The organism is Streptomyces boluensis, from assembly GCF_009908195.1.
Taxonomy (GTDB): Bacteria; Actinomycetota; Actinomycetes; order Streptomycetales; family Streptomycetaceae; genus Streptomyces; species Streptomyces boluensis.
Genome location: NZ_JAAAHS010000071.1, coordinates 1 through 25229, shown reverse-complemented (window position 1 = coordinate 25229; position 25229 = coordinate 1). Strand labels below are relative to the sequence as shown.

The following is a 25229-nucleotide window of genomic DNA, read 5'->3' as shown; positions in this document are numbered from 1 at the left end:
AGGCACGGGCGGGTGGAGCGCAGGACGATCGGGGCGGGGGCGCTCGAAGTGGGCGCGGTCGGTCTCGGCTGCATGCCGATGAGCTGGGCGTACACCGGCTCGCAGCAGCGCGGGGACGAGTCGCTCCGTACCGTGCACGCCGCGCTCGACGCCGGGGTGAGCCTGCTCGACACGGCGGACATGTACGGGCCGTTCACCAACGAGCTGCTCGTCGGCCGGGCGCTCAAGGAGCGGCGCGGTGACGCGTTCGTGTCGACCAAGTGCGGGCTGCTCGTGGGTGAGCAGCACATCGTGGCCAACGGCCGCCCCGGCTATGTGAAGCGGGCCTGCGACGCCTCGCTGCGGCGGCTGCAGACCGATGTCATCGACCTGTACCAACTGCACCGCGCCGACCCCGAAGTGCCGGTCGAGGAGACCTGGGGCGCGATGGCGGAGCTCGTCACTGCGGGCAAGGTGCGCGCCCTCGGCCTGTGCGCGGTGGGCGCGCGGGCGCAGCGGAGCGCGATCAGGGGCCCGTACGTACCGGGACGCAGGCGCGCTCCGGGCGGACGCGTTCCGGGGGCTCTGCTGTACGAGGGAACGATCCGGCAACTGGAGCGGGTCCAGCAGGTCTTCCCGGTGAGCGCGGTCGAGGCGGAGCTGTCGCTGTGGTCGCCCGAGGCCCTGGACACGCTGCTGCCCTGGTGTGCGGCGCGCGGGGTCGGCCTGCTCGCCGCGATGCCGCTGGGCAACGGCTTCCTGACCGGGACCCTGACGCCGGGGCAGGGCTTCGAGCCGGACGACCTGCGGGCCCGGCACCCGCGGTTCACGGCCGAGATGATGGCGTCCAACCAGACCGTCGTGGTGGGCCTGCGCCGCGTCGCCGGGCGGCACGGCCCGGCGGTGACTCCGGCGCAGGTGGCGCTCGCGTGGCTGCTCCGGCAGGGGCCGCAGGTGGTGCCGGTGCCGGGTACGAAGCGCGCGCGGTGGGCGGCGCAGAACGCGGCGGCGGCCGCGCTGACGCTGACGGACCGCGACCTGGCGGAGCTCGCGGAACTGCCCGGAGCGGTGGGTTCCTGGGAGTAGGAGTACCGCCGCGGTGTATGAACAGGAGAAGCTGTCACCATCGCCGCCGAAGGGACCCCCGCTGTGCAACGACAAGGCGTGACGGCCGTGTTGGCCCTCTGTGCGCTGCTCCTGACCGGATGTTCCGGGGGTGGTGACGGCGACGGCCAGAAGCCCACACGGACACCGAAGTCAGGCTCCGGCGAGAAGCCGTCCCCCTCGAAGGGCGCGACCGGCGCCGCCGTACCCCCGGCCAAGGGCGCGGCGAAGGTGACCGGCACCGTCACCGAGGGCCTGAAGTCGCCGTGGGGCCTGGCCGAACTGCCCGGCGGCGACCTGCTGGTGTCCTCCCGCGACGAGGGCACCGTCACCCGCGTCGACGCGAAGACGGGCGAAAAGACCGAACTCGGCTCCGTACCGGGCGTCGCCCCGGCTGGCGAGGGCGGCCTGATGGGCCTCGCCGTCTCCCCCGCGTACGCCTCCGACCACATGGTGTACGCGTACTTCACGACCGAGTCCGACAACCGCGTGGCCCGCTTCCTGTACGACGAGAAGAAGCCCGCGGGGCAGCAACTGGGCGCCCCCGACACGGTGTTGCGGGGCATCCCCAAGGGGACGATCCACAACGGCGGCCGGATCGCCTTCGGCCCCGACAAGATGCTGTACGCGGGCACCGGCGAGACCGGCGACACCGGTCTCGCCCAGGACAAGAAGTCGCTCGGCGGCAAGATCCTGCGGATGGCCCCGGACGGCCGCCCCGCGCCGGGCAACCCGGCGGCCGACTCGGTGGTGTACTCGTACGGCCACCGCAATGTGCAGGGGCTCGCCTGGGACCGGCAACAGCGGCTGTGGGCCGCCGAGTTCGGCCAAAACACCTGGGACGAGCTGAACCTGATCAAGCCCGACGGGAACTACGGCTGGCCCGAGGTCGAGGGCAGGGGCGACGACGCGGCGTATGTGAATCCGGTGGCCCAGTGGAAGACCGACGAGGCCTCCCCCAGCGGTATCGCCTGGGCGGAGGGTTCGATCTGGATGGCGGGGCTGCGCGGCGAGCGGCTGTGGCGCATCCCGCTGGACGGCACGAAGGCGGCGGCGGATCCGCGGGCCTTCCTCACGTCGAAGTACGGGCGGCTGCGCACCGTCCTCGCGGTCGGCGGCGACAAGCTGCTCCTGATGACCAGCGAGACGGACACGCGGGGCACACCGGAGAAGGGCGACGACCGGATCCTGCGGCTCGACGTGAAGTGAGCGCGCCCTTCGGCGACTTGAGGCGGCTGCTGTGACGTAGCGGATGGCCCCCGGCGGCATGACGAGGGCCCCAGGCCGCGTGAGGAGGGGTCTTACGCGGTCCGAGGCCCTGGTGTGCGGGGTGCCCGGCGGCTCAGGAGGCGGCCGGGAGTCCGAGGATCAGGTCGGTGTACTTGGCGAGGGCGAGCAGCAGCCCGATCACGCCGAGCCCGACACCGGCCAGGGACACGGACTTGATCCAGGGCGCCTGGGCGCGGCCGGGCGCACCGAAGGCGGGGCGTACGAGAACCGCGACGCCGATGATCACGGCGAGCAGCGCGAAGGCGCCGCCGATCAGCGCGGTGAGGTGCCACTGGTCCCCGTAGAGCGCCTGGATCTGCTCGGCGACCCCGGCGGTCTGCGCGGTCTGCAGCTGGCCGGTGAGGTTGGAGCGGGCGGCCGCCACGGTGCCGACCCAGCTGCCGGTCAGGGACACGACACCGAGCCCGGCGGCGACCACGGCCGCGGCGCCCTGGCCTACGCCCTGGGGCTTGGCGGCTACGGGATCGGCGTCCGCTTCGAGGTCGTCGTCGCCGTCGAGGTCGCTGTCGAGGTCGGCGTCACCGGTGACGGTCTCGTCGGTGACAGTCTCGTCGGCTGCGGGAACCGCGTCCTCCAGTACGGGCTCGGTCTCCTCGGACGCCTTCTTGGTCGTGCTCGTCGTGCTCGTCGTCTTCGTCTCTGTGCTCATCTGGCGCACGCTAGGTGCCGCGTCTGAGAGCTTTCTTAACGCGCCGGACGCCACCGCCCGACACACCTGGCCGGAGGGCTAGTGGCGCTCCCCGGACAGCACGTCCTCGTCCCGCTCGCCGTCCCCGTTCCGCTCGCCGTTCCGCTCGCCGTTCCGCTCGCCGTCGGCCTCGTCCGAGTCCGGCCGCTGGGCCGGTACGCGCGTGGTGCCCGGTACGCGCGTGGTGCCCGGCCGCTGCTCCGGGGGCTCGATGCTGATGCGCGGGAGCCAGCGGTCCAGGCGGCGCGGCAGCCACCAATTGGCGCCGCCGAGCATGTGCATGAGGGCCGGTACGAGCAGGGTGCGCAGCACGAACGCGTCCAGGGCGACGGCCGCCGCGAGGGCGATGCCGAACATCGCGATGACCCGGTCGCCGCTGAGTACGAAGGCCAGGAAGACCGAAATCATGATCACCGCGGCCGAGTTGATCACCCGGCCGGTCTCGGCGAGCCCGACCCGTACGGCCCGCCGGTTGTCGCCGGTCTCCAGCCACTCCTCGTACATCCGGCTCACCAGGAACACCTGGTAGTCCATCGAGAGCCCGAAGAGGACGGACACCATGATCACCGGCAGGAAGGGCTCGATGGGCCCGGCCCGGCCGAGGCCCAGGAGTTCGCTGCCCCAGCCCCACTGGAAGATCGCGACGACCACGCCGAAGGCGGCCCCGACCGCGGCCACGTTCATGGCGGCCGCCTTGAGCGGAATGCCCACGGACCGGAAGGCGAGCAGCAGGAGCAGACAGCCGAGGCCGATCACGATGCCGACGAAGATCGGCAGTTTGCCGACGATGATCTCGGCGAAGTCGTCGTATCCGGCCGTGATGCCGCCGATGTGCAGGTCGAGCGCGGAGCCCGAGTCGGCCCGCGCGGCGGGCAGCACGTCGTCGCGGAGCCGGTCGACCAGGTCGCTGGTGGCCTGCGACTGCGGGGCCGATTCCGGTACGACGGTCAGGAAGCCGGTCTCGCCGCCGCGGTCGTACGTGACCGGGCCGACCTGCGCCACGCCCTCCGTGCCGCGCAGGATCTGCGGCAGCTGGTCGAGGGCGACCCGGTCCTCGGCACCGTGCACCTCGCCCACGAGGGTGAGCGGGCCGTTCACGCCGGGCCCGAAGCCGGAGGCGAGCAGGTCGTACGCCTGCCGGGTGGTCGCGGACGTCGGGTTGTTGCCCTGGTCGGAGGTGCCGAGGCGGAGCGAGAGCGTGGGCAGCGCGAGCACCGCGATGACAAGGAGGGCGGCCGCGCCGAGCAGCTTGGGGTGCTTCTCCACGAACGCGGACCAGCGGGCGGCGAGCCCGGCGGGCGGCTCGGGCTGCGGCCCGTGCTCGGCGAGCGCGCGCCGCTCACGCCGGGACAACGCGCGCGTGCCGATGAAGGAGAGCAGCGCGGGCAGCAGCGTCACGGACGCGGCCACGGTGAGGATGACGGTGAGGGACGCGGCGATGGCCACGCCGTTGAGGAAGTTCAGGCGCAGGATGAGCATGCCGAGCAGGGCGATGCACACCGTGGCGCCGGCGAAGACGACGGCGCGGCCTGTGGTGGCGACGGCCTGTTGCGCGGCGTCCGCGACGGAGAGTCCGCGTTTGAGGCCGCGGCGGTGCCTGGTCACGATGAACAGGGCGTAGTCGATGCCGACGCCGAGCCCGATGAGCAGGCCCAGCATGGGTGCGAAGTCGGCGACCGTCATCAGGTGACCGAGCAGCACGGTGCCCGCGTACGCGGTGCCGACGCTGACCAGGGCCGTGGCGATCGGCAGCAGGCTCGCGGCGAACGAGCCGAAGGCGAGGAACAGGACGACCGCGGCGACGGCCACACCGACGGCCTCCGCGACATGGCCGCCGGGCGCCTCGGTGAGCGCCACGGCACTGCCGCCGAGCGCCACCTGGAGGTCGCCGGCACCGGCCGCACGCGCGGTGTCGACGAGGGCGGTGGCCTGGGCGGGGTCGATGTCGTGCGCGGCCTTGTCGAAGGTGACGGTGGCGTACGCGGTGTGCCCGTCGGCGCTGATCTGCCCGGCGCCGTCGGCGTGGTACGGGCTGACGACGGAGGCGATCCCGGGCAGCCGGTCGACCTCGTCGAGGGTGCGGGTCATGGTCTGCTGCACAGCGGCCGCGTCCACGGTGCCGTCGGCGGTGTGCCAGACGATCGTGTTGCTGTCGCCGCCGAGTTCGGGGAAACCGGCGTCGAGGAGTTCGGCAGCGCGGCCGGACTCGGTGCCGGGCACGTCGTAGTTGTTGGAGTACGCGGTCCCGGCGGCGACCGCGGCGGCGCTCACCCCGCCGAGAGCGAGGAGCCAGAGCAGTACGGCTACGAGGCGGTGCTGAACGCACCACCGAGCGAGTGCTGCCACAGAGCTGCTCCCTGGGAGGTTTTTGGGTCTCTATCGGGAACAGCCCGAAAAGAACGTCAACCCGACAGATATCCGACATCGGGACCTACAGGCAGCACTCTGACAGCAAGAAGAGATCCTTTGCCCGTTTCGTGGGGTTACTCACAGGCTTGCGTCGCGGATCCGGAACGGAGGTCCCGGGCCCGGGAGCAGCAGGGCCCGGGACCTCTCGCGACGGTGGCGGTGGCGGTGGCGGCGGGGTCAGCCGGAGACGCCGGCCCGCCCGTTCTCGATGTGACCCAGCAGGCGCCGCCGGAACGGCTCGTCGCCCGCCGCCACGACCTCCAGGTCGTACCAGCCGTGCGCCTCGCCGGCCTCGTGCTCCACGGTGCGGCTGCTTCCCGGCCGCACCGTGACCGTGCGGGACGGCACATCGGCGTACGCGAGCGGGCGCACCGTGAAGGTCAGGTCCGTCGTCCTGCCGGTGTTGCGCAGCGTCAACCGCACGGTACGCGCGCCTGCGTCCAGGCCGGTCGTCACCGCGGCGGTGCCCTCGGCGCTCCCGGCGAACTCCCGGCGGAAGCCGCCCGGCCCGGTCACCGTGAAGCGGTACGCGCCCTCGGTAAGGGGCACCCGCCATTGCGCCGCGCCCCTTACATCGAGGTGCTGCGGCACGTCGTACTCACCGGCGTACGGGTAGAGCGCGAAGTGCGCGCTGGAGCGGCCGGTGTTCGACAGGCTCAGCTCGAGGTGCGCGCCGTCGGCGGCGACCGTGCCGTGCGCGTCCGGCTGGTAGGGCAGCGGGCGCGCGGGCCGGCGGCCCGGCTCCTGCTCGGGCATCTGCTGGTCCTTCGGCGGCTGCGGGCGCCAGCGGCCGGTGAACGGCGGTACGGCTCCCGGCTGTTCGACCTCGGGCTGCGGGCGGCCGCGCGTGAAGTCGAAGGCCCCGGTCAGGTCGCCGGTGACCTGCCGCCGCCAGTCGCTGATGTTCGGCTCCTCGATACCGGTCCACCGCTCCAGGAAACGGATCACGGAGGTGTGGTCGAAGACCTCGGAGGTGACGTGCCCGCCGACGCTCCACGGCGACACCACCAGCATCGGCACCCGGATCCCGAGCCCGGTCGGCTGCCCCTGCCAGTGCTCCTCGGTCACGTCGGCGGGCGGCACGGGCGGCGGTACGTGGTCGAAGAAGCCGTCGTTCTCGTCGTAGTTGATGAACACGACGGTGTGCCGCCACACCTCGGGGTGCGAGGCGAGCGCGTCGAGGACCTTGTAGACGAGGGTGGCGCTGTGGATCGGCGAGGACGATCCGGGGTGCTCGGAGTCGAGCGCGGACGGCACCAGGTACGACACCTCGGGCAGCTTCCCCGCGGCGATGTCCCGGCCGAACTCCTCGGCGAGGGTGCCGGTCGGCACCCGGCGCAGGGCCCGCTCGAACAGCGAACGCTCCGCCGCGTCAAGGGACTTCACGCCCTCTTCGAGCGCCGCGAGCAGCTTCTCCCGCTCGGTCTCGTCGGCGGCCTCGCGCACCTTGGCGTAGAAGGACTCCATGAACGTGTGCCCGGTGCCGTCGAGCACCTTGCGGGCGATGGCCTTGAAGGTGGTGAAGAACTCGATCTGGTTGTCGGTGAAGTTCTCCCACTCGGTGTACGTGCGCCAGCCGCGCCCCGCCTTCTCCAGGCGCTCGGCGTACGTGCCCCAGTCGTAGCCGGGGTGCGTGCCCTCCGCGTAGGCGTCGTTGCCGACCGCGCGGTCGCCGTTGGCCTCGTTGCCCGTCTTGCCGCTCCACAGGTGGTTGCGGTTGGGGCTGGTGGAGGTGTGGATCGATGCGTGGTACGCGTCGCAGATGGTGAACGTGTCCGCGAGCTCGTAGTGCAGCGGGATGTCCTCGCGCGTGTAGTACGCCATGGTCGCCGCCGACTTGGCGGTGATCCAGTTGTCCATCCAGCCCTTGTTCCAGGCCTTCGCGCCGCCCGACCAGGAGTGGTCGAGGTCGCCTATGTACTGCGCGTCCTTCTGCTGCGCCTCGGCGGCCGCGCGCACCGGGAAGGGCAGCACGGTGCTGAGGAGCGCGGGCTGCTCGAACACCGGCTTGCCGTCGGGCAGTTGGATCGCGTTGCGGTCGCCGAAGCCGCGGACGCCGCGCAGGGAGCCGAAGTAGTGGTCGAAGGACCGGTTCTCCTGCATCAGGATCACGACGTGCTTGACGGCGTCGAGGCCGCCGGACGGCGGTTCGGCGGCGAGCGCGGCCTGCAGCGAGGGCGGCAGCAGCGAGCCCGCCGTGGCGACGCCGAGCGCTCCGCCGCCGAGGGCGAGCAGCCGACGCCGCGAGAGCCCCGCGCCTGAGGTGTCCGTGGCCAAGTGATCCTCCCGAGTCCGGTGTGACGTTCGGGAAGCTATGCAGGACGGATGGATGAGGGAAGACGTACGGCCGACTCGGCGGTGAACGGTCCAAGCACCGGTCCCCGTTGTCCAACCGGACCCCCCAACACGAAGGGCGGGACCGGAAGTTCCGGTCCCGCCCTCACATGTCTACGAACTCGGCGTCCGTACGAGAAGGAGTCGTACGAGAAGAAAGCGTCAGCCCTCGACGCCCAGCTTCTCCAGGATAAGCTCCTTGACGCGGGCCGCGTCCGCCTGCCCGCGCGTGGCCTTCATGACCGCGCCGACCAGCGCACCGGCCGCGGCCACCTTGCCGCCACGGATCTTGTCCGCGATGGCCTGGTTGCCGGCGATGGCCTCCTCGACGGCGGCGGTGAGCGCGCCCTCGTCGGAGACGACCTTCAGACCGCGCTTCTCGACCACCGTGTCCGGGTCGCCCTCGCCCGCGAGCACGCCCTCGATGACCTGGCGGGCCAGCTTGTCGTTGAGGTCGCCCGCGGCGACGAGTGCGGCGACCCGGGCGACCTGCGCCGGGGTGATCGACAGCTCGTCGAGCGCCTTGCCCTGCTCGTTGGCGTTACGGGCCAGCTCGCCCATCCACCACTTGCGGGCCTGGTCGGCCGGGGCGCCCGCGTCGATCGTGGCGACGATCGGGTCGACCGCACCGGCGTTGAGGATCGACTGCATGTCGTGCTCGGTGACGCCCCACTCCTCACGCAGCCGGTTACGGCGCACGCGCGGCATCTCGGGCAGCCCCGCCCGCAGCTCCTCGACCCACGCGCGGGCCGGGGCGACGGGCACGAGGTCGGGCTCCGGGAAGTACCGGTAGTCCTCGGCGTTGTCCTTGATGCGGCCGGAGGTGGTGGAACCGTCCTCCTCGTGGAAGTGCCGGGTCTCCTGGACGATGGAGCCGCCGGAGTTGAGCACGGCCGCGTGCCGCTGGATCTCGAAGCGCGCGGCACGCTCCACGGAGCGCAGCGAGTTGACGTTCTTCGTCTCCGAGCGGGTGCCGAACTCCTCGCGCCCGTGCGGCCGCAGCGACAGGTTCACGTCGCAGCGCATCTGGCCCTTGTCCATCCGGGCCTCGGAGACGTCGAGCGCCTTGATGACCTCGCGCAGCTCCGCGACGTACGCCTTGGCGACCTCGGGTGCCCGCTCGCCCGCGCCCTCGATGGGCTTGGTGACGATCTCGATCAGCGGGATGCCCGCGCGGTTGTAGTCGAGCAGCGAGTGCGAGGCGCCCTGGATTCGGCCGGTGGCACCGCCGACGTGCGTCGACTTGCCGGTGTCCTCCTCCATGTGGGCGCGCTCGATCTCCACGCGGAAGACCTCGCCGTCCTCCAGCTGCACGTCCAGATAGCCGTTGAAGGCGATCGGCTCGTCGTACTGGGAGGTCTGGAAGTTCTTCGGCATGTCCGGATAGAAGTAGTTCTTCCGGGCGAAGCGGCACCATTCGGCGATCTCGCAGTGCAGCGCGAGGCCGATCTTGATGGCGGACTCGACGCCGATCGCGTTGACGACGGGCAGCGAACCCGGCATGCCGAGGCAGGTCGGGCAGGTCTGCGAGTTGGCGTCCGCGCCCAGCTCCGTGGAGCAGCCGCAGAACATCTTCGTCTTGGTGCCGAGTTCGACATGGACCTCGAGGCCCATGACGGGGTCGTACGACGCGAGCGCGTCCTCGTACGACTCCAGGTCAGTCGTGACAGTCACGGTGAAACTTTCCCTCTCAGCCCAGCAGGACGTCGTCGTCGCCGAGCCGCTTCAGCTCGCGGTAGAGGATGGCCAGGCCGGTGACGATGGCAGCGGCCGAGACCGCGGCGTCGACGAGGCGCAGCATGTCGTCGTCCTGGCGGGCCATCTTGGCCTGCTTGGCGACGCCCAGGGCACCGAACGCGGTGCTGGCCAGCGAGACGTAGAGGCCGGTCTTGGACTTCTTGAAGTTCTTGGCCTTCTTAGCCATGGCAGTCACAGCGACGGAGCCTCCTCAAGCAGCGGGTGACCCCACTTTTCCACGAAGGCCGTCTCGACGGCCGCGCCCACCTTGTACAGGCGGTCGTCCTTCATGGCGGGGGCGATGATCTGCAGCCCGACCGGAAGCCCGTCCTCCGGCGCGAGGCCGCAGGGCAGGGACATGGCGGCGTTGCCGGCCAGGTTGGTCGGGATGGTGCACACATCGGCGAGGTACATCGCCATCGGGTCGTCCGTGCGCTCACCGATCGGGAAGGCCGTGGTGGGCGTCGTCGGCGACACGATCACGTCGACCTGCTCGAAGGCCTTCTCGAAGTCCCGCGTGATGAGCGTGCGGACCTTCTGCGCGGAGCCGTAGTACGCGTCGTAGTAGCCGGAGCTCAGGGCGTACGTACCGAGGATGATGCGGCGCTTGACCTCGTCACCGAAGCCGGCCTCACGCGTGAGCGCGGTGACGTCCTCGGCGGACTTCGTACCGTCGTCGCCGACCCGCAGGCCGTACCGCATGGCGTCGAAGCGGGCCAGGTTGGAGGAGCACTCCGACGGCGCGATCAGGTAGTACGCCGACAGGGCCAGGTCGAAGGACGGGCAGTCCAGCTCGACGATCTCGGCGCCCAGCTCCTTGAGGAGCGCGACCGACTCGTCGAAGCGCTGCACGACACCGGCCTGGTAGCCCTCGCCGCGGAACTGCTTGACGACACCGACGCGCATGCCCTGTACGGAGCCGTTGCGCGCGGCCTCGACGACCGCCGGGACCGGGGCGTCGATGGAGGTGGAGTCGAGCGGGTCGTGCCCGGCGATGGCCTCGTGAAGCAGCGCCGCGTCGAGGACCGTGCGCGCGCACGGGCCGCCCTGGTCGAGGGAGCTGGAGAACGCCACCATGCCGTAGCGGGAGACGCCGCCGTAGGTCGGCTTGACGCCGACCGTGCCGGTGACGGCCGCGGGCTGACGGATGGAACCGCCGGTGTCGGTGCCGATGGCGAGCGGCGCTTCGTACGAGGCGAGCGCGGCCGAGGAGCCACCGCCGGAGCCGCCGGGGATCCGGGTCAGGTCCCAGGGGTTGCCGGTCGGGCCGTACGCGCTGTTCTCCGTCGACGACCCCATGGCGAACTCGTCCATGTTGGTCTTGCCGAGGATGACCACGTCGGCGGCCTTGAGCTTCTTCGTGAGCGTCGCGTCGTACGGCGGCAGCCAGCCCTCGAGGATCTTCGAGCCGACCGTGGTCGGGATGCCCTCGGTGGTGAAGATGTCCTTGAGCGCGACCGGGACGCCGGCCAGCGGGCCGAGCTTCTCGCCCTTGGCGCGCTTCTCGTCGACGGCGCGGGCCTGCGCGAGGGCGCCCTCGCGGTCGACGTGCAGGAAGGCGTGCACCTTCTCGTCGACGGCGTCGATCCGGGCCAGGTGGGCCTCGGTGACCTCGACGGCGGTGAGCTCGCCGGAAGCGATCTTCGCCGCGATCTCCGCGGCGGTGAGCTTGATGATGTTGCTGTTGTCCGTCATGACTTCTTAGTCCTCCCCCAGGATCTGCGGCACCTTGAAACGCTGCTGCTCCTGGGCCGGGGCGCCGGAGAGCGCCTGCTCGGGGGTGAGCGACGGACGGACCTCGTCCGCTCGCATGACATTGGTCAGCGGCAGCGGGTGGGAGGTCGGCGGTACGTCTTGGTCGGCGACCTCGGAGACGCGTGCTACTGCGCCGAGAATGTCGTCCAGCTGGCCGGAGAAGTGATCGAGCTCTTCATCCTTCAGCTCCAGACGCGCCAGCCGAGCGAGGTGGGCGACCTCCTCGCGCGTAATGCCAGGCATGCGGATCCTCACTGGGGTGAGCGTGATGTGTCTGGCCCAATCCTATGGGGCCGCGCCCCGTGCCCGTTAAACGGTTTCACCGGACCGCCCCTAGGTCCGCCCGACGCACCCCGGCGCGGCGGACGACACAGCGGCGTACCGTTCCTGCACCGCCGTGTCGCGGGGCTACTTCACCACGTGCCCGGAGGGGCGATCCGCGTCCTCCTGGGCGTCTGCGTCGGCCTCGGCCAACAGCTCGGCGGGGCGGCGCCAGCCGCGCGAACCCCGCGCGCGCAGCCAGGCCGTGGCCTCCACCGCGGGCATCGCCGCCGCCACCAGCCAGCCCTGCACCGCGTCACAGCCGAGGTCCCGCAGCCGCTCCCAGGTCTCATCGTCCTCGACGCCCTCCGCGACGACGAGCAGTCCGAGGGAGTGCGCGAGGTCGACGGTGCAGCGGACGATCTCCGCGTCCTCGTTGTCCACCGCCAGGCGGGCCACGAACGAGCGGTCGATCTTCAGCTCGCTGACGGGCAGCCGGCGCAGATGCACAAGGGAGGAGTACCCGGTGCCGAAGTCGTCGAGCGACATCTTCACGCCGTGCCCGGTCAGCCCGGCCAGGGTGTCCGCGGCCCGCTGCGGGTCCTCCAGGAGCACGTGTTCCGTTATCTCCAGCTGGAGTGCCCCCGCCGGTACGCCGTGCCGGGCGAGGCGGGCGGCGACCGCGCCCGCGAAGCCGGGGGTGTGCACGTCGCGCGGCGACACGTTCACCGCGACCGGGACCTTCAGGCCCTGCGCCTGCCAGCGGGCGACCTGGGCGAGCGCGGTCTCCAGGACGTACTCCGTCAGGTGCGGCATCAGGCCGGACGACTCGGCGATGGCGATGAACTCGTCCGGCGGGACCTTGCCGCGCTCCGGGTGCACCCAGCGCACCAGCGCCTCAAGCCCCGCGACCTGACCGTCGAAGCGGACCTTCGGCTGGTAGTGCAGCTCGACATCGCCGGCGTCGAGGGCGCGGCGCAGGTCGCCCAACAGGCCGAGCCGGTCGGGGGTGTTGGAGTCACGCTTCGACTCGTACACCTCCACGCCCGTACGGTCGCGCTTCGCCTGGTACATCGCCACATCGGCCCGGCGCAGCAGCCCTTCGGCGTCGAGCGCGTGGTCGGGGAAGACGGCGAGGCCCGCGCTGGCCTCCAGGACGAGGGTGAGTCCGTCGAGGTCGAGCGGGGAGCTGAGTTCGGCGACCAGGGTGCGGGCCACCCGCGCGGCGCTGGTCGTCGAGTCGCAGGTCGGCAGGAGCACCGCGAACTCGTCGCCGCCGAGCCGCGCGGCCTCCGCACCGCGCGGCAGGGCGTCCCTGAGCCGGTCGGCGATCTGCAGCAGCAGCCGGTCACCGGCGAGATGGCCGAGGGTGTCGTTGACGGAACGGAAACGGTCCAGGTCGATCAGGACGAGCGCGGAGCGCGCACCCTGCCGCTCGGCCTCGTCCAGGGCGGTCCAGGTGCGCTCCAACAGCCACTGCCGGTTGGGCAGTCCGGTGAGCGGGTCGCGCAACTGCTCCTCGGCGCGGGCGCGGGCGATCCACAGGGTGGAGTCGAGCGCGATCAGCGGGACCGCGAACAGCGGCAGCAGGATCGGCAGGGCGGTGGCGACTACGCAGATCAGCGGGGCGATGCCGAGCAGTGCGACGCCGACGAGGGCCTGGCGCACCAGGGCCGTACGCGCGACGGTCGGCAGCCCCTCGCCGTGCGGGGCGTGGAGGTACCAGATCAGCAGACGGGTCACCAGGAGATACGCGGCGGCGACCAGGACGATCTGAGGGGCGCTCCAGACGTCCCAACTGTCCGGGTGCCACGGGCTTTCCACCGACGGGGCCTGGCCGAAGGCCGCGAGGACCAGGGCTCCGGCGCCGATGCCGAGGATGTCGACGGCGCCGTTGAGGACGCCCTCGCGCCAGCGGCGTCTGCGGGCGGCGGCGACCAGGACGACGACGGAGAGGCTGACCATGCCCGCGGGCACCCAGCCGTAAAGGAGCAGGACGGCCAGGGTGAGGGCGGCGCCGGAGCCGGTGCCGCCCCACCAGCGCTCGCGGCCGAGTGCCACGAGGTGGCCCACGATGACGCCCGTGAGGATCGCGAGGGACCAGCCGACGACACCGCGCGGGAAGAGTGCGTGCTGATCGGTGAAGGCCCGCACGAAGCCCGCTGTCAGAACCACGGCGGCGGTCATCACGACCGCCGTCGGCACCGCGGGCATGGTGAACCGGCGCAGCCCTGACGCCGGATCGGCGCTCTCGGTCGGTTTCATTCCCGTCCCTCTCACAGCCGGCGGTGCCCACGCCACGCGGCCCTCGTGTTCAGAAGTCACCGCGTCTGAAAAGCCTTCCCCGACGGTCCCGAGGAGCAGGGGATGCCCCCCTTCGCGGCGGGGCACGGCAGGCGCACTCCTCAACAGTAGGCCGCAGAAGGCCTCCACGGGCAGCGGTCGGCGACGGTTGCCTGAATGCGACCTGGCCACCCGTATGCATCTGGTATGCGCTGAACGGGTGGCCTTCAACCGCTACTCCTCAGCCGAAAGCGCGACGTCCCGCGCGGCGTCGGGGCCCTGTTCGAGGAGCACGGCGAACCCGTCCTCGTTCAGAACCGGCACCTTGACCTGCATGGCCTTGTCATATTTCGAACCCGGATTCTCCCCAACCACCACAAAAGACGTCTTCTTGGAGACGGATCCGGTCACCTTGGCTCCAAGCTGCTGCAAGGCTTCTTTTGCGCCATCACGCGTATATCTCTGCAGCGTTCCGGTCACGACGACCGTCATTCCGGCCAGCGGACGGGGCCCTTCGTCGCCCGCGCCCTCCTCCTCCATCCGCACTCCGGCGGTCCGCCAGCGGCGCAGGATCTCGCGGTGCCAGTCCTCCTCGAACCACTGCTTCAGGGAGGCGGCGATGGTCGGGCCGACACCCTCGACGGCGGCCAGCTCCTCCTCGCTCGCCTCCTCGATCCGCTCCAGGGAACGGAACTCGCGGGCCAGCGCCTCGGCGGCCACCGGGCCGACGTGCCGGATGGAGAGGCCGGTGATGATGCGAGCCAGGGGGCGGTCCTTGGCCTCCTGGATGTTCTTCAGCATCGCCAGGGTGTTGGTCTTCGCCTCGCCCTTCTGGTTGGCGAAGAAGGTGACGATCTTCTCCTCGCCGGTCTTCGGGTCGCGCTTGGGCAGACCGGTGTCCTGGTCGAGGACGTACGACTTGATGGGCAGGAGCTCCTCGACGGTGAGGTCGAAGAGGCCGCTCTCGTCCCGCAGCGGCGGCTCGGCGGGCTCCAGGGGCTGGGTGAGCGCGGTGGCGGCGACATAGCCGAAGTTCTCGATGTCGAGGCACTTGCGGCCCGCGAGGTAGAACAGCCGCTCCCGCAACTGGGCGGGACAGGAGCGGGAGTTGGGGCAGCGCAGGTCGATGTCCCCCTCCTTCATGGGCCGCAGCGGCGTACCGCACTCGGGGCACTCGGCGGGCATCACGAACTCCCGCTCGCTGCCGTCCCTGAGGTCCACGACCGGACCGAGGATCTCCGGGATGACATCGCCCGCCTTGCGCAGCACCACGGTGTCGCCGATGAAGACGCCCTTGGCCTTGACCACGTCCTGGTTGTGCAGCGTGGCGAACTCGACCTCGGAGCCCGCGACCGTGACGGGCTCCACGCACGCGTACGGCGTGACGCGACCGGTGCGGCCCACGCCGACGCGGATGTCCACCAGCTTGGTGTTGACCTCCTCCGGCGCGTACTTCCAGGCGATCGCCCAGCGCGGCGCCCGCGAGGTGGAGCCGAGGCGGCCCTGCAGCGGGATCTCGTCGAGCTTGACGACCACACCGTCGATCTCGTGCTCGACCGAGTGCCGGTTCTCCCCGAAGTACGCGATGAACTCCCGCACTTCGTCGATGCCCCGCACCCGCCGGTTGTACTGCGCCGTGGGCAGGCCCCACTCGTGCAGCAGCTCATAGGCATGGCTGAGGCAGTCGATGTCGAAGCCCTCGCGGGCGCCGATGCCGTGCACCACCATGTGCAGCGGACGGCTCGCGGTGACCCTGGGGTCCTTCTGGCGCAGTGAACCCGCCGCCGCGTTACGGGGGTTGGCGAAGGGCTTGTCGCCGCCTGCCACCAGGCGGGCGTTGAGTTCCTCGAAGCCCGTCATCGGGAAGAAGACCTCGCCGCGGACCTCCACGAGCTCCGGAACGCGGTCGCCCTTCAGACGCTCCGGGATGTCCGAGATCGTCCGGACGTTGGGCGTGATGTCCTCGCCCGTACGCCCGTCGCCGCGGGTGGCGGCCCTGGTCAGACGCCCGTGTTCGTACGTCAGGTTCACCGCGAGGCCGTCGACCTTCAGCTCGCACAGGAAGTGGAACTCCCCCGTGCCGACGTCCTTCGCGACGCGGTCGGCCCAGGCGCTGAGCTCCTCGTCGTCGAAGGCGTTGTCCAGGGACAGCATGCGCTCGCGGTGCTCGACGGCGGTGAACTCCGTCGCGTACGCCCCCGCGACCTTCTGGGTCGGGGAGTCGGGGGTGCGCAGCTCCGGGTGCTGCTCCTCCAGCGCCTCCAGGGAGCGAAGCAGCCGGTCGAACTCCGCGTCGCTGACGACCGGTTGGTCCTTCACGTAGTAACGGAAGCGGTGCTCCTCGACCTGCTCCGCGAGCTGCGCGTGCTGCTCGCGCACCTGCGCGGGCACGGAGCTCGCGGTCGAGGCAGTCTGTGCGTCCTTGTCGCCGGCCACCGTCTCAGTCCTCCCGTAACCGTTACTCAGGGTTGTCCGCGAGTGATCTCGCCGCCGTGACACAGTGCGCGAGCGCCTTGCGGGCATACGCGGGAGAAGCCCCCGCGAGTCCGCACGACGGCGTGACCACGACCGAGTCCGCGAGCGTCCCCGGATTCAGCCCCAGCCTGCGCCACAGCGTCCTGACACCACTGACGTTACTGGCAGGGTCTGACAATGGGGCGTCGGTGGACGGCACGACGCCCGCGAACAGTTTCGTGCCGCCCTCCACGGCCTCACCGATCGACTCCTCGTCACGTTCGGTGAGCAGCGACGCGTCGAAGGAGACACCGCCGGCGCCCGCGCGCCGCAGCAGCGCGAACGGCACGTCCGGCGCGCAGGAGTGGACCACGACGGGCACGTCCACGGCCTCGATCACCGAGCGCAGCGCGGCCTCCACGACCTGCCGGTCCACGGCCCGGTGGGTGCGGTAGCCGCTGGCGGACTTGATCCGCCCGCGCAGCACGGCGGTCAGGGACGGCTCGTCGAGCTGCAGCACCGGCGTGGCACCGGGCACCCGGCGGCGTACGTCGTCGAGGTGCCGGACGAGTCCCTCGGTCAGCGAACCGGCGAGGTCGCGGCAGGCCCCGGCGTCGGAGAGGGCGACCTCGCCGTTGCGCAGCTCCAGGGCCGCGGCGAGCGTCCAGGGCCCCACCGCCTGCACCTTGAGCGGGCCCTCGTACCCCTGGGTGAACTCCTCCAGGGCATCGAGGTCCTCGCCGAGCCAGGAGCGGGCGCGCCGGGTGTCCATGCCGGGCCGGTCGCCGATCCGCCAACCGCTGGGCTCCACGCGCGCGTAGACCTCGACGAGGAGTCCGGCGGTACGGCCGATCATGTCGGATCCCGGGCCGCGCGCGGGCAGTTCGGCGAGGAACGGGAACTCGTCGAAGGTCCCCGTGATCGTCTTCGCGGCCTCGCGCGCGTCGCCGCCGGGCAGGGAGCCGATGCCGGTGGCGGGGCCGAAGGGGTGCTCACTCATCGGCCGGGCCGCACCGTCAGGTCGTTGACCTCCGCGTCACGGGGCAGGTCGAGGGCCATCAGGATGGTCGTCGCCACGGACTCCGGGTCGATCCAGCGCTCGGCGTCGTACTCCTTGCCCTCCTGCTGGTGCACCTTGGCCTGCATGGGGCTGGCGGTGCGGCCGGGGTAGACCGAGGTGACGCGCAGGCCGTTCGGCTTCTCCTCGTGGCGCAGCGAGTCGGCGAGCGCCTTCAGGCCGTGCTTGGAGGCGGCGTACGCGGACCACTCGGCGGAGGCGCTCAGGCCCGCGCCGGAGTTCACGAACACCACATGGCCCTGGGCGACGCGGAGTTGGGGCAGGAAGTGCCGGGTCAGCTCGGCCGGGGCGATGAGGTTCACGTCCAGCTGGGAGCGCCAGGTCTTGGGGGTGAGGTCGCCGACCCGGCCGAGGTCGACGACGCCCGCGATGTGCAGGAGCGAGTCGACCCGGTCGGGCAGCGACTGGTGCGAGAAGGCCCAGGAGAGCCGGTCGGGCTCGGCGAGGTCACCGACGAGGGTGCGGGCGCCTTCGTACCGCGCGGCGAGTTCCTTGGCGCGGCCCGCGTTGCGCGCGAAGAGCACGAGGTCGTCACCGCGCTCGTGGAGACGGCGGGCGACAGCCGCGCCGATGCCGGAGCCCGCTCCGGTGATCACATGGGTAGCCATGCGTCACATTGTCGCAACCGCCGGGTCAGCGGGTGCCCGCTGCCTCCTCGATGTACGCGAGGGCGCCGACCGGCTCCTCCGCGAAGAAGACGAGGTCGGTGAGGGGGACGGGCAGGAAGCCCTCGTCCTCCATGCGGTGGAACTGCTGCTTCAGGCCGTCGTAGAACCCCGCCGTGTTCAGCAGCACCACCGGCTTGGTGGTCCTGCCGTGCTTCTTCAACTCCAGGATCTCGGTGGCCTCGTCGAGCGTGCCGGTGCCGCCCACCATGACCACTACGGCGTCGGCCTGCTCCAGGAGCTGCGCCTTGCGCTCCGCCAGGTCGCCCGTGACCAGCATCACGTCGGGCTCGGTGACGGGCCTCGCCTTGGCCTGCAGGAAGTCGACGGAGACACCGGCGAGGCGGCCGCCGGACTGCTGCACGCCGTCAGCGACGACCTTCATCAGGCCCACGTCGGAGCCGCCCCAGACGAGGGTGTGGCCGCCCTTGCCGAGCAGCTCGGCGAACTCGCGGGCGGGGCGGGTGTAGCGCTCGTCGAGGTCGGCGGCGGAGAGGAAGACGCAGATTCTCATGGAGCCCACCGTACGACCCGCCACCGACAACGCGTCCCCGCCGGACCGCCCGGCGAACTCCACGCGCGCGTACGGCAAGAACACGCGCGTACGGGAAGAACAGGCGCCACGCGCGTGCTGTACGGGGTGACGTCGACTCGTACTCCGGGAGGGCCGCACCGTGGCCGCAGGACACAGGATCACCGTCGAGCAGGGCACGGACCGGGTGCGGGTGGTGCGCGACGGGCAAGTGCTCGCCGACAGCGCGCGCCCCTTGGTGCTGCGCGAGACCGGCTACCCGGCGCGCTACTACCTGCCGCCCGATGACGTACGCACCGAGCTGCTGACCGCGTCGGAGACGCACACGTACTGCCCGTTCAAGGGGACCGCCTCGTACTGGTCGCTGCCGGGGGCGCCCGATCTGGTGTGGGCGTACCCGGACCCGAAGCCCGAAGTGGCCGGGATCAAGGACCACTTCTGCTTCTACGAGGTGGAAGTGGCGGGCTGAGAAGGCCTACGCCGCGGCCGTCGCCCGCTCCGTCGTCGCGATGGTCGCGGAGCCCACCACGCGCGTGCCGTCGTACAGCACGATGGCCTGGCCCGGGGCGACGCCGCGGACCGGCTCGTCGAACGTGACGTTCAGGGTGCCGTCGACCAGCTCCGCGTGCACCCGGGTCTCGCCGCCGTGGGCGCGCAGCTGGGCCGTGTAGGTGCCCGCGGCCGCGGGGGCGGTGCCGCACCAGCGGGGCTTGAGGGCCGTCAGGGCGGTCACGTCGAGCGCCTCCACGGGGCCGACCGTCACCGTGTTGTTCACCGGCGAGATGTCGAGGACGTACCTCGGCTTGCCGTCGGGGGCCGGGGTGCCGATGCGCAGGCCCTTGCGCTGGCCGATGGTGTAGCCGTACGCCCCCTCGTGCGTGCCCAGCTTGGCGCCGGCCTCGTCGACGATGTCGCCCTCGGCCTTGCCGAGCCGGGAGGCGAGGAAGCCCTGGGTGTCGCCGTCGGCGATGAAGCAGATGTCGTGCGAGTCCGGCTTCTTGGCGACGGCCAGGCCGCGGCGCTCGGCCTCGGCGCGGATCTCGTCCTTGGTGGTCACGGTGTCGCCCAGCGGGAACAGCGCGTGCGCGAGCTGCCGGTCGTCCAGGACACCGAGTACGTACGACTGGTCCTTGGCCATGTCGGAGGCGCGGTGCAGTTCGCGGTTGCCGTCCGCGTCCGTGATGACCTGGGCGTAGTGCCCGGTGCAGACCGCGTCGAAGCCGAGGGCGAGCGCCTTGTCGAGGAGCGCGGCGAACTTGATCTTCTCGTTGCAGCGCAGGCAGGGGTTGGGGGTGCGCCCCGCCTCGTACTCGGCGACGAAGTCGTCCACGACGTCCTCGCGGAAGCGGTCGGCGAGGTCCCAGACGTAGAAGGGGATGCCGATGACGTCGGCGGCGCGGCGGGCGTCGCGGGAGTCCTCGATGGTGCAGCAGCCGCGGGCCCCGGTGCGGAAGGACTGGGGGTTCGCCGAGAGCGCCAGGTGCACTCCGGTCACGTCGTGCCCGGCCTCCGCGGCGCGGGCGGCGGCGACGGCGGAGTCGACCCCTCCGGACATGGCGGCGAGGACACGGAGGCGGCGCTGCGGGGCGGCGGGGATCTCAGTCATAACTCCTCCAGGGTAGTCGGAACCTTCGGCGGGCCTTCGCGCGTTTCTACGATCACGGGGAACACGGGGGAGCACGGGGAGGTACGCGGTGGCCGACGAACAGTCCGGCGACGGGAAACAGCAGCGGTCCGGGCGCGGCATCAGCCGCCGCGGGCTGCTGATCGGTGGGGCGGTGACCGTCGGCGCGGGGGCCACGCTGTTCCACGAGGAGCTGGGCCGCCTGTGGTGGCGGGTGCCCGGCATCGACAAGCAGCGCAACGACGGGGACGTGGACCACGCGGGCGCCCAGTGGATCGCCGCGTCGGAGGCGAATCTGCGGTACGCGGACCGGCCCGCGGACTTCACCGTCGACCGGGTCGTCATCCATGTCACGGAGGGCAGTTACGCGACGGCGGTGCGGGTCTTCCGCGATCCGCTGCACGCCGCGGCGGCGCACTATCTGATCCGCGGCAAGGACGGCCATATCGCGCAGATGGCCCGCGAGTTGGATGTGGCGTTCCACGCGGGCAATCGCTCGTACAACGAACGCAGCATCGGCATCGAGCACGAGGGTTTCGTCGACAAGCCGGAGACCCTGACCGATGTCATGTACCGCTCGTCGGCCCGCCTGACCGCCGACATCTGTGCGCGGTACGAGATCCCGGTCGACCGGAAGCACATCATCGGGCACAACGAAGTCCCGGACGCCACCCACACCGACCCCGGTCCGCACTGGGACTGGGACAAGTACATACGCCTGGTGCGGGCGGCGGCCAAGGACGGTGCCAAGGACAAGGCCTGAAGGGGGACGTCCCCTAGCTGAGCCCCGCCGACCTGGCGCGTTCGACGGCCGGGCCGATCGCCTCGGCCACCGCGTCGACATCCGCGCGCGTGGAGGTGTGGCCGAGCGAGAAGCGCAGGGTGCCGCGGGCCAGGTCGGGATCGGTGCCGGTGGCGAGCAGCACATGGCTCGGCTGGGCCACGCCCGCGGTGCACGCGGATCCGGTGGAGCACTCGATGCCCTGGGCGTCGAGGAGCAGCAGCAGGGAGTCGCCCTCGCAGCCGGGGAAGGTGAAGTGCGCGTTGGCGGGGAGCCGGCCGAGGGAGCCGGGGCCCGCCGGGTCCGGGTCACCGCCGAGGATCGCGTCGGGTGCGGCGGCGCGCACGGCGGCGACCAGGTCGTCGCGCAGGCCGCCGATCTCGGTGGCGAACCACGCGCGGCGCTCGGCGGCGATCCGCCCGGCCACGGCGAACGCGGCGACGGCCGGCACGTCGAGGGTCCCGGAGCGCACATGCCGCTCCTGGCCGCCGCCGTGCAGCACCGGCACCGGGCTGTACTCCCGGCCGAGGAGCAGCGCGCCGATGCCGTAGGGCCCGCCGACCTTGTGGCCGCTGACGGTCATGGCGGCGAGCCCGGAGGCGGCGAAGTCGACCGGGAGCTGGCCGAAGGCCTGGACGGCGTCGGCGTGCAGCGGCACGCCGAACTCGGCGGCCACATCGGCGAGTTCACGGACCGGCATGACCGTGCCGATCTCGTTGTTGGCCCACATCACGGTGGCGAGGGCGACGTCGTCGGGGTTGCGGACGAGCGCCTCACGCAGCGCCTCGGGGTGCACCCGGCCGTACCCGTCGACGGGCAGGTACTCGACGGTGGCGCCCTCGTGCTCGCCGAGCCAGTGCACGGCGTCGAGCACGGCGTGGTGCTCGACGGGGCTGGCGAGGATCCGGGTGCGGGCGGGGTCGGCCGCGCGGCGGGACCAGTACAGGCCCTTCACTGCGAGGTTGTCGGCCTCGGTGCCGCCCGAGGTGAGGACGACCTCGCTGGGGCGGGCGCCGAGTGCGTCGGCGAGGGTCTCGCGGGCCTCCTCGACGGTGCGCCTGGCCCGCCGCCCGGCGGCGTGCAGGGAGGAGGCGTTGCCGACGACGGTGAGCTGCTTGGTCATCGCCTCGACAGCCTCCGGAAGCATCGGAGTGGTCGCGGCGTGGTCGAGATAGGCCATGGTGCGGTCGATTCTACGAGCCGCGCGGCGGGGCACGACGGGCGCAGGGGCGCACGACCGGCTCCCCGGAGACCCCACCCGCCGATCGCGCCCCGCGAGGTGCGCGTCGGCTCAGCCGAAGTTCCAGGCCACCGTGCCGTTGGCGGCCGCCAGGGCGGCCAGTACGGCCAGGTCCGCGAAGCCCAGGCCGAGGCCGAGCAGGGCGCGGCCCTTGCGGGTGGTGCCGCCGCGCAGGGCGAGGCAGGCGAGGGTCAGGGCGATCGGGCCGAGGACGACGTTCAGGACGAGCAGTCCGAGGAGGCCGAGTACGAAGGAGGCGACGGCCATGGAGTCGGCCCGACGCCGCCGGGCGCCGGACGCGACGGACTCGGTGGACTCGATGGGCTCGGCGGGCTCGGCGGTGCTCCGGTCAGCGGTCAAGGAGAGCAAGGCACTCACTCCGAACGGTGGCGCGCGAGCTGCTCGCGCACGGCGAAGGCGGACAGCCAGCCGGCGATGACGACGGCGGCCACGAGGGAGAAGGAGAGCGGGAGTTGGGCCACGGAACCGAGCAGAACGCCCAACAACAGCAGTGCGGCGACAAGTGCGATCACGGTGCGCCTCTCAGGGAGCGGTCGGCGGGGCGACGGAGCGCGGCGCCGAACTCAGCGTACGACTGTTCACTGACTCCTCAGTCTAGAGGCTCCCGCACCTCCCGTACGACAGAGAACAGTTGTTTACTGAATGCCATGAGTCACACTTCCGGCCCCGCGGGCCCGCGCCAGGCGCAGAAGCTGAGAACGCGTCAGGCCCTGCTGTCCGCGAGCCTGGAGCTGCTCGAACAACAGAGCCTGAGTGGTCTCGGTCTACGTGCCGTGACCCGGGCCGTCGGAATAGCCCCGACCGGGTTCTACCGCCACTTCTCGGACATCCCGGATCTGGGCGTAGCCCTGGTCGAGGAGACCCTGGACAGCCTGCACGGAATGATCGCCGCGATCCTTGCCGAGACCGGCGACAGCGAGCAGCGGATCGAGCGCACCGTCGAGCTGATCGCCCATCATGTCGCGGCGCACCCCGCCCACTTCCGCTTCCTCGTCCGCGAGCGGTACGGCAGCGTGGAGCCGGTGCGCAAGGCCATCGCGGCCCAACTGGAGCTGTTCACCGAGGAGATGACCCGCGCCCTGGCCGCCGACGAGGCCGCGCGGGACTGGAGTGACGAGGATCTGCGGATGCTGGGCGGGATGTACGTCGACCACATGGTGACGACGGCGGCGGAGTTCCTGGAGACCGGCTCCGACGGCATCGAGCGGACCGCCCGCACGGCCCGCAACCGGCTGCGCCTGGTCACGGTGGGCGGCCACCACTGGCTCGACGAACGCTGACGCCCGCCAGGGGCACTGCCGTGGGCGCCGCCGGGGCGCCCACGGCGTACGTACGGGGGTCCTAGCGGGCCAGTACCGTCCGGGCCAACTGGCGGGACTGGGCGACCAGTCGGTCCGCGCTGTCCCAGACCTCGGCGTCCTCCTCCAGGAAGCCGCCCGCGAGGTTGCGCGTCCTGATGGCGACCCGCAGCGGGCCCGGCGCGGGCCGGCAGCGGACGTGCACGGTCAGCTCGACGGTCGGCACCCAGCCGGACAGGCCGAGGTCGAAGGCGGTCGGCGGCAGCGCGTCCACGGCGAGCAGCAGCGACAGCGGGTCGGCGTCGCGGCCGTCGGCGAGGCCGAACCAGGAGCGCATCTCACCCTTGCCGGAGGGTGCGCCGAGCGCCCAGCCGAGCGTGTCGGGGTCGAGTTTCAGCCAGAGTCGGTCCGCGATGGCGGTGCTGCCCTGCACGGGGGTCGCCTCGGGGGCGTCCTGCGGGCCGAAGCACTGGTCGATCGGCGGGATGGCCGGGGGCTCGGCGGAGGTGCGCACATCGTCGGGCAGGGCGCCGAGGTCGCCGTACGAGGCGATGACCCGGATCCGCTCGACCTCGGAGCCGTCCTCCGCGTACTGGAAGAGGGAGGCCTGACCGGTGGAGAGGGTGCGGCCGGCGCGGACCGTGTCCGTGCGGATGACGGCCGGGCCGGGCTGCGAGGCGGTGAGGTAGTGCGCGGAGACGGTGAACGGGTCGGGGTGCGGCAGGGCGTCGGCGAGGGCGCGGCCGAGGACGGCGAGGAGATAGCCGCCGTTGACGGCGTTGATGATCGTCCAGCCCGCGGAGAGCTCGGTGTCGTAGACGCCGGGGGCGCGGCGCACCACAGCGGTGTCGCGGTCGAACTCGCTGTCACCGATGGCGGCCTGCGCGGCGCCCGAAGTCGTGCCGGAAGTCGTGTACGCAGTCGCGCCCTGAGTCGTGCCCTGAGTCATGCGTGGCACCGTACAACAGGAAACTACTGAGCGGTAGCTTTTTCGTCGACCGCGGACCGCCGGTTCCAGGCGCGCGGGGCCCGCCAGTGCCGGGCGATGGCGAGCAGCCGCAGCACGAACGCGGTGATCACGGCGAGGCCGCTGGTGACCGGATTGAGAGCGTCGAAGCGGATGCAGAGGACCACGATGCCGGAGCCGACCATCGCGGGCACCGCGTACAGGTCGCGGTCCCAGCGCAGCAGCGACGGCACCTCGTTGGCGAGCACGTCACGCAGTACGCCGCCGCCCACCGCGGTCGCGAGGCCGAGCGCCGCGGACGCGGTGAGCCCGAGGCCGTACTCGTACGCCTTCACCGTGCCCGAGACGCAGAACAGGCCGAGGCCGGCGGCGTCGAAGGTGTTCACGGCGAGGTTGATCCGCTCCACCTCGGGGTGCAGGAAGAACACCAGGGCGGCGGCGAACAGCGGCGTGACGAAGTAGCCGAGGTCCGTGAAGGCGGCCGGGGGTACGGCGCCGATGATCACGTCCCGGAAGATGCCGCCACCGAGCGCGGTGACCTCGGCGAGTACGGCGATGCCGAACACGTCGAAGTTCTTGCGCACGGCTAGGAGCGCGCCGGAGATGGCGAAGACGAAGATTCCGACCAGTTCGAGGCTGTGCTGGACGGACGGTGTGAAGAGGTCCTGGATCACGGGGTGCATTGTGCACGGTGTGGTTCAGGTGCGGTCGACTTGGGCACCCCCAGGG

The 25229-nt window shown here is 71.5% G+C and carries 23 protein-coding genes; 5 read left to right on the top strand and 18 right to left on the bottom strand.

Going from position 1 to position 25229, the window contains the following annotated elements; genetic code table 11:
- Positions 1-12: 12 nt before the first annotated feature.
- Together GUY60_RS12335 and GUY60_RS12330 are read left to right on the top strand one after the other, a co-directional pair.
- Positions 13-1065, top strand: a complete 1053-nt coding sequence (locus tag GUY60_RS12335; RefSeq protein ID WP_161696899.1) for an aldo/keto reductase — start codon at positions 13-15, stop codon at positions 1063-1065.
- A 78-nt stretch (positions 1066-1143) separates the two neighbouring features.
- Positions 1144-2292 carry a PQQ-dependent sugar dehydrogenase gene (locus GUY60_RS12330; RefSeq protein ID WP_161696892.1) on the top strand — a complete coding sequence of 383 codons (1149 nt, stop codon included), beginning with the start codon at positions 1144-1146 and terminating at the stop codon, positions 2290-2292.
- A 133-nt stretch (positions 2293-2425) separates the two neighbouring features.
- Here the strand turns inward: GUY60_RS12330 and GUY60_RS12325 are convergent, their stop codons facing one another.
- The 12 genes from GUY60_RS12325 to GUY60_RS12270 all read right to left on the bottom strand — a co-directional run bounded on the left by GUY60_RS12325 (position 2426) and on the right by GUY60_RS12270 (position 18551).
- Positions 2426-3022, bottom strand: coding sequence for a hypothetical protein (locus GUY60_RS12325; protein ID WP_161696889.1), 597 nt, complete (start codon positions 3020-3022; stop codon positions 2426-2428).
- A gap of 78 nt (positions 3023-3100) precedes the next feature.
- Positions 3101-5407, bottom strand: coding sequence for an MMPL family transporter (locus GUY60_RS12320; protein WP_161696887.1), 2307 nt, complete (start codon positions 5405-5407; stop codon positions 3101-3103).
- A gap of 240 nt (positions 5408-5647) precedes the next feature.
- Entirely contained in the window at positions 5648-7747 is a 2100-nt protein-coding gene (locus tag GUY60_RS12315) for a phosphocholine-specific phospholipase C (RefSeq protein ID WP_161696885.1), read from the bottom strand.
- A gap of 219 nt (positions 7748-7966) precedes the next feature.
- Positions 7967-9478: an Asp-tRNA(Asn)/Glu-tRNA(Gln) amidotransferase subunit GatB gene (gene gatB, locus GUY60_RS12310; protein ID WP_161696883.1), complete on the bottom strand. Its 1512-nt coding sequence runs from the start codon at positions 9476-9478 to the stop codon at positions 7967-7969.
- A gap of 16 nt (positions 9479-9494) precedes the next feature.
- Complete coding sequence (locus GUY60_RS12305) at positions 9495-9728, bottom strand: hypothetical protein (RefSeq protein ID WP_161696897.1); 234 nt, start codon at positions 9726-9728, stop codon at positions 9495-9497.
- 5 nt (positions 9729-9733) lie between these two features.
- The gene (gene gatA, locus GUY60_RS12300; protein ID WP_161696881.1) at positions 9734-11236 is read right to left on the bottom strand and encodes an Asp-tRNA(Asn)/Glu-tRNA(Gln) amidotransferase subunit GatA; all 1503 of its coding nucleotides are present in this window, start codon (positions 11234-11236) and stop codon (positions 9734-9736) included.
- A 6-nt stretch (positions 11237-11242) separates the two neighbouring features.
- Entirely contained in the window at positions 11243-11539 is a 297-nt protein-coding gene (gene gatC / locus GUY60_RS12295; protein WP_161696879.1) for an Asp-tRNA(Asn)/Glu-tRNA(Gln) amidotransferase subunit GatC, read from the bottom strand.
- A 165-nt stretch (positions 11540-11704) separates the two neighbouring features.
- Entirely contained in the window at positions 11705-13822 is a 2118-nt protein-coding gene (locus tag GUY60_RS12290) for a putative bifunctional diguanylate cyclase/phosphodiesterase (RefSeq protein ID WP_188132434.1), read from the bottom strand.
- A gap of 252 nt (positions 13823-14074) precedes the next feature.
- Complete coding sequence (gene ligA, locus GUY60_RS12285; protein WP_312866272.1) at positions 14075-16276, bottom strand: NAD-dependent DNA ligase LigA; 2202 nt, start codon at positions 16274-16276, stop codon at positions 14075-14077.
- Between the two features lie 22 nt (positions 16277-16298).
- Positions 16299-17294, bottom strand: coding sequence for a methionine synthase (locus tag GUY60_RS12280; RefSeq protein ID WP_161696873.1), 996 nt, complete (start codon positions 17292-17294; stop codon positions 16299-16301).
- Complete coding sequence (locus GUY60_RS12275; RefSeq protein ID WP_161696871.1) at positions 17291-17980, bottom strand: SDR family oxidoreductase; 690 nt, start codon at positions 17978-17980, stop codon at positions 17291-17293. The genes GUY60_RS12280 and GUY60_RS12275 overlap by 4 nt, the downstream gene beginning before the upstream one ends.
- Before the next feature lie 25 nt (positions 17981-18005).
- Positions 18006-18551 carry an LOG family protein gene (locus GUY60_RS12270; RefSeq protein WP_161696895.1) on the bottom strand — a complete coding sequence of 182 codons (546 nt, stop codon included), beginning with the start codon at positions 18549-18551 and terminating at the stop codon, positions 18006-18008.
- Positions 18552-18711: 160 nt separating this feature from the next.
- On the opposite strand from GUY60_RS12270, the gene GUY60_RS12265 reads away from it, so the two are divergent.
- A complete protein-coding gene (locus GUY60_RS12265) occupies positions 18712-19038 on the top strand; it encodes a DUF427 domain-containing protein (protein ID WP_161696869.1) in 327 nt (108 codons plus the stop codon).
- A 6-nt stretch (positions 19039-19044) separates the two neighbouring features.
- Here GUY60_RS12265 and mnmA read toward each other — a convergent pair whose 3' ends face one another.
- Positions 19045-20175, bottom strand: a complete 1131-nt coding sequence (mnmA, locus tag GUY60_RS12260) for a tRNA 2-thiouridine(34) synthase MnmA (RefSeq protein WP_161696867.1) — start codon at positions 20173-20175, stop codon at positions 19045-19047.
- Between the two features lie 88 nt (positions 20176-20263).
- Between mnmA and GUY60_RS12255 the strand changes: the two genes are divergently transcribed.
- Complete coding sequence (locus GUY60_RS12255) at positions 20264-20956, top strand: N-acetylmuramoyl-L-alanine amidase (RefSeq protein ID WP_161696865.1); 693 nt, start codon at positions 20264-20266, stop codon at positions 20954-20956.
- A gap of 13 nt (positions 20957-20969) precedes the next feature.
- On the opposite strand, the gene GUY60_RS12250 is transcribed toward GUY60_RS12255, so the two are convergent.
- From GUY60_RS12250 to GUY60_RS38210, 3 genes are all read right to left on the bottom strand, one after another.
- A complete protein-coding gene (locus tag GUY60_RS12250) occupies positions 20970-22154 on the bottom strand; it encodes a cysteine desulfurase family protein (protein ID WP_161696863.1) in 1185 nt (394 codons plus the stop codon).
- Between the two features lie 111 nt (positions 22155-22265).
- The gene (locus tag GUY60_RS12245) at positions 22266-22535 is read right to left on the bottom strand and encodes a DUF4190 domain-containing protein (RefSeq protein WP_161696894.1); all 270 of its coding nucleotides are present in this window, start codon (positions 22533-22535) and stop codon (positions 22266-22268) included.
- A 53-nt stretch (positions 22536-22588) separates the two neighbouring features.
- On the bottom strand, positions 22589-22747 hold the full coding sequence (locus GUY60_RS38210; protein WP_187369993.1) for a hypothetical protein: 159 nt from the start codon (positions 22745-22747) through the stop codon (positions 22589-22591).
- A gap of 135 nt (positions 22748-22882) precedes the next feature.
- Between GUY60_RS38210 and GUY60_RS12240 the strand changes: the two genes are divergently transcribed.
- A complete protein-coding gene (locus GUY60_RS12240; protein ID WP_161696861.1) occupies positions 22883-23515 on the top strand; it encodes a TetR family transcriptional regulator in 633 nt (210 codons plus the stop codon).
- Positions 23516-23576: 61 nt separating this feature from the next.
- On the opposite strand, the gene GUY60_RS12235 is transcribed toward GUY60_RS12240, so the two are convergent.
- Entirely contained in the window at positions 23577-24482 is a 906-nt protein-coding gene (locus tag GUY60_RS12235) for a thioesterase family protein (RefSeq protein ID WP_161696859.1), read from the bottom strand.
- Positions 24483-24505: 23 nt separating this feature from the next.
- Positions 24506-25174, bottom strand: coding sequence for a trimeric intracellular cation channel family protein (locus GUY60_RS12230; RefSeq protein ID WP_161696857.1), 669 nt, complete (start codon positions 25172-25174; stop codon positions 24506-24508).
- Positions 25175-25229 lie beyond the last annotated feature (55 nt).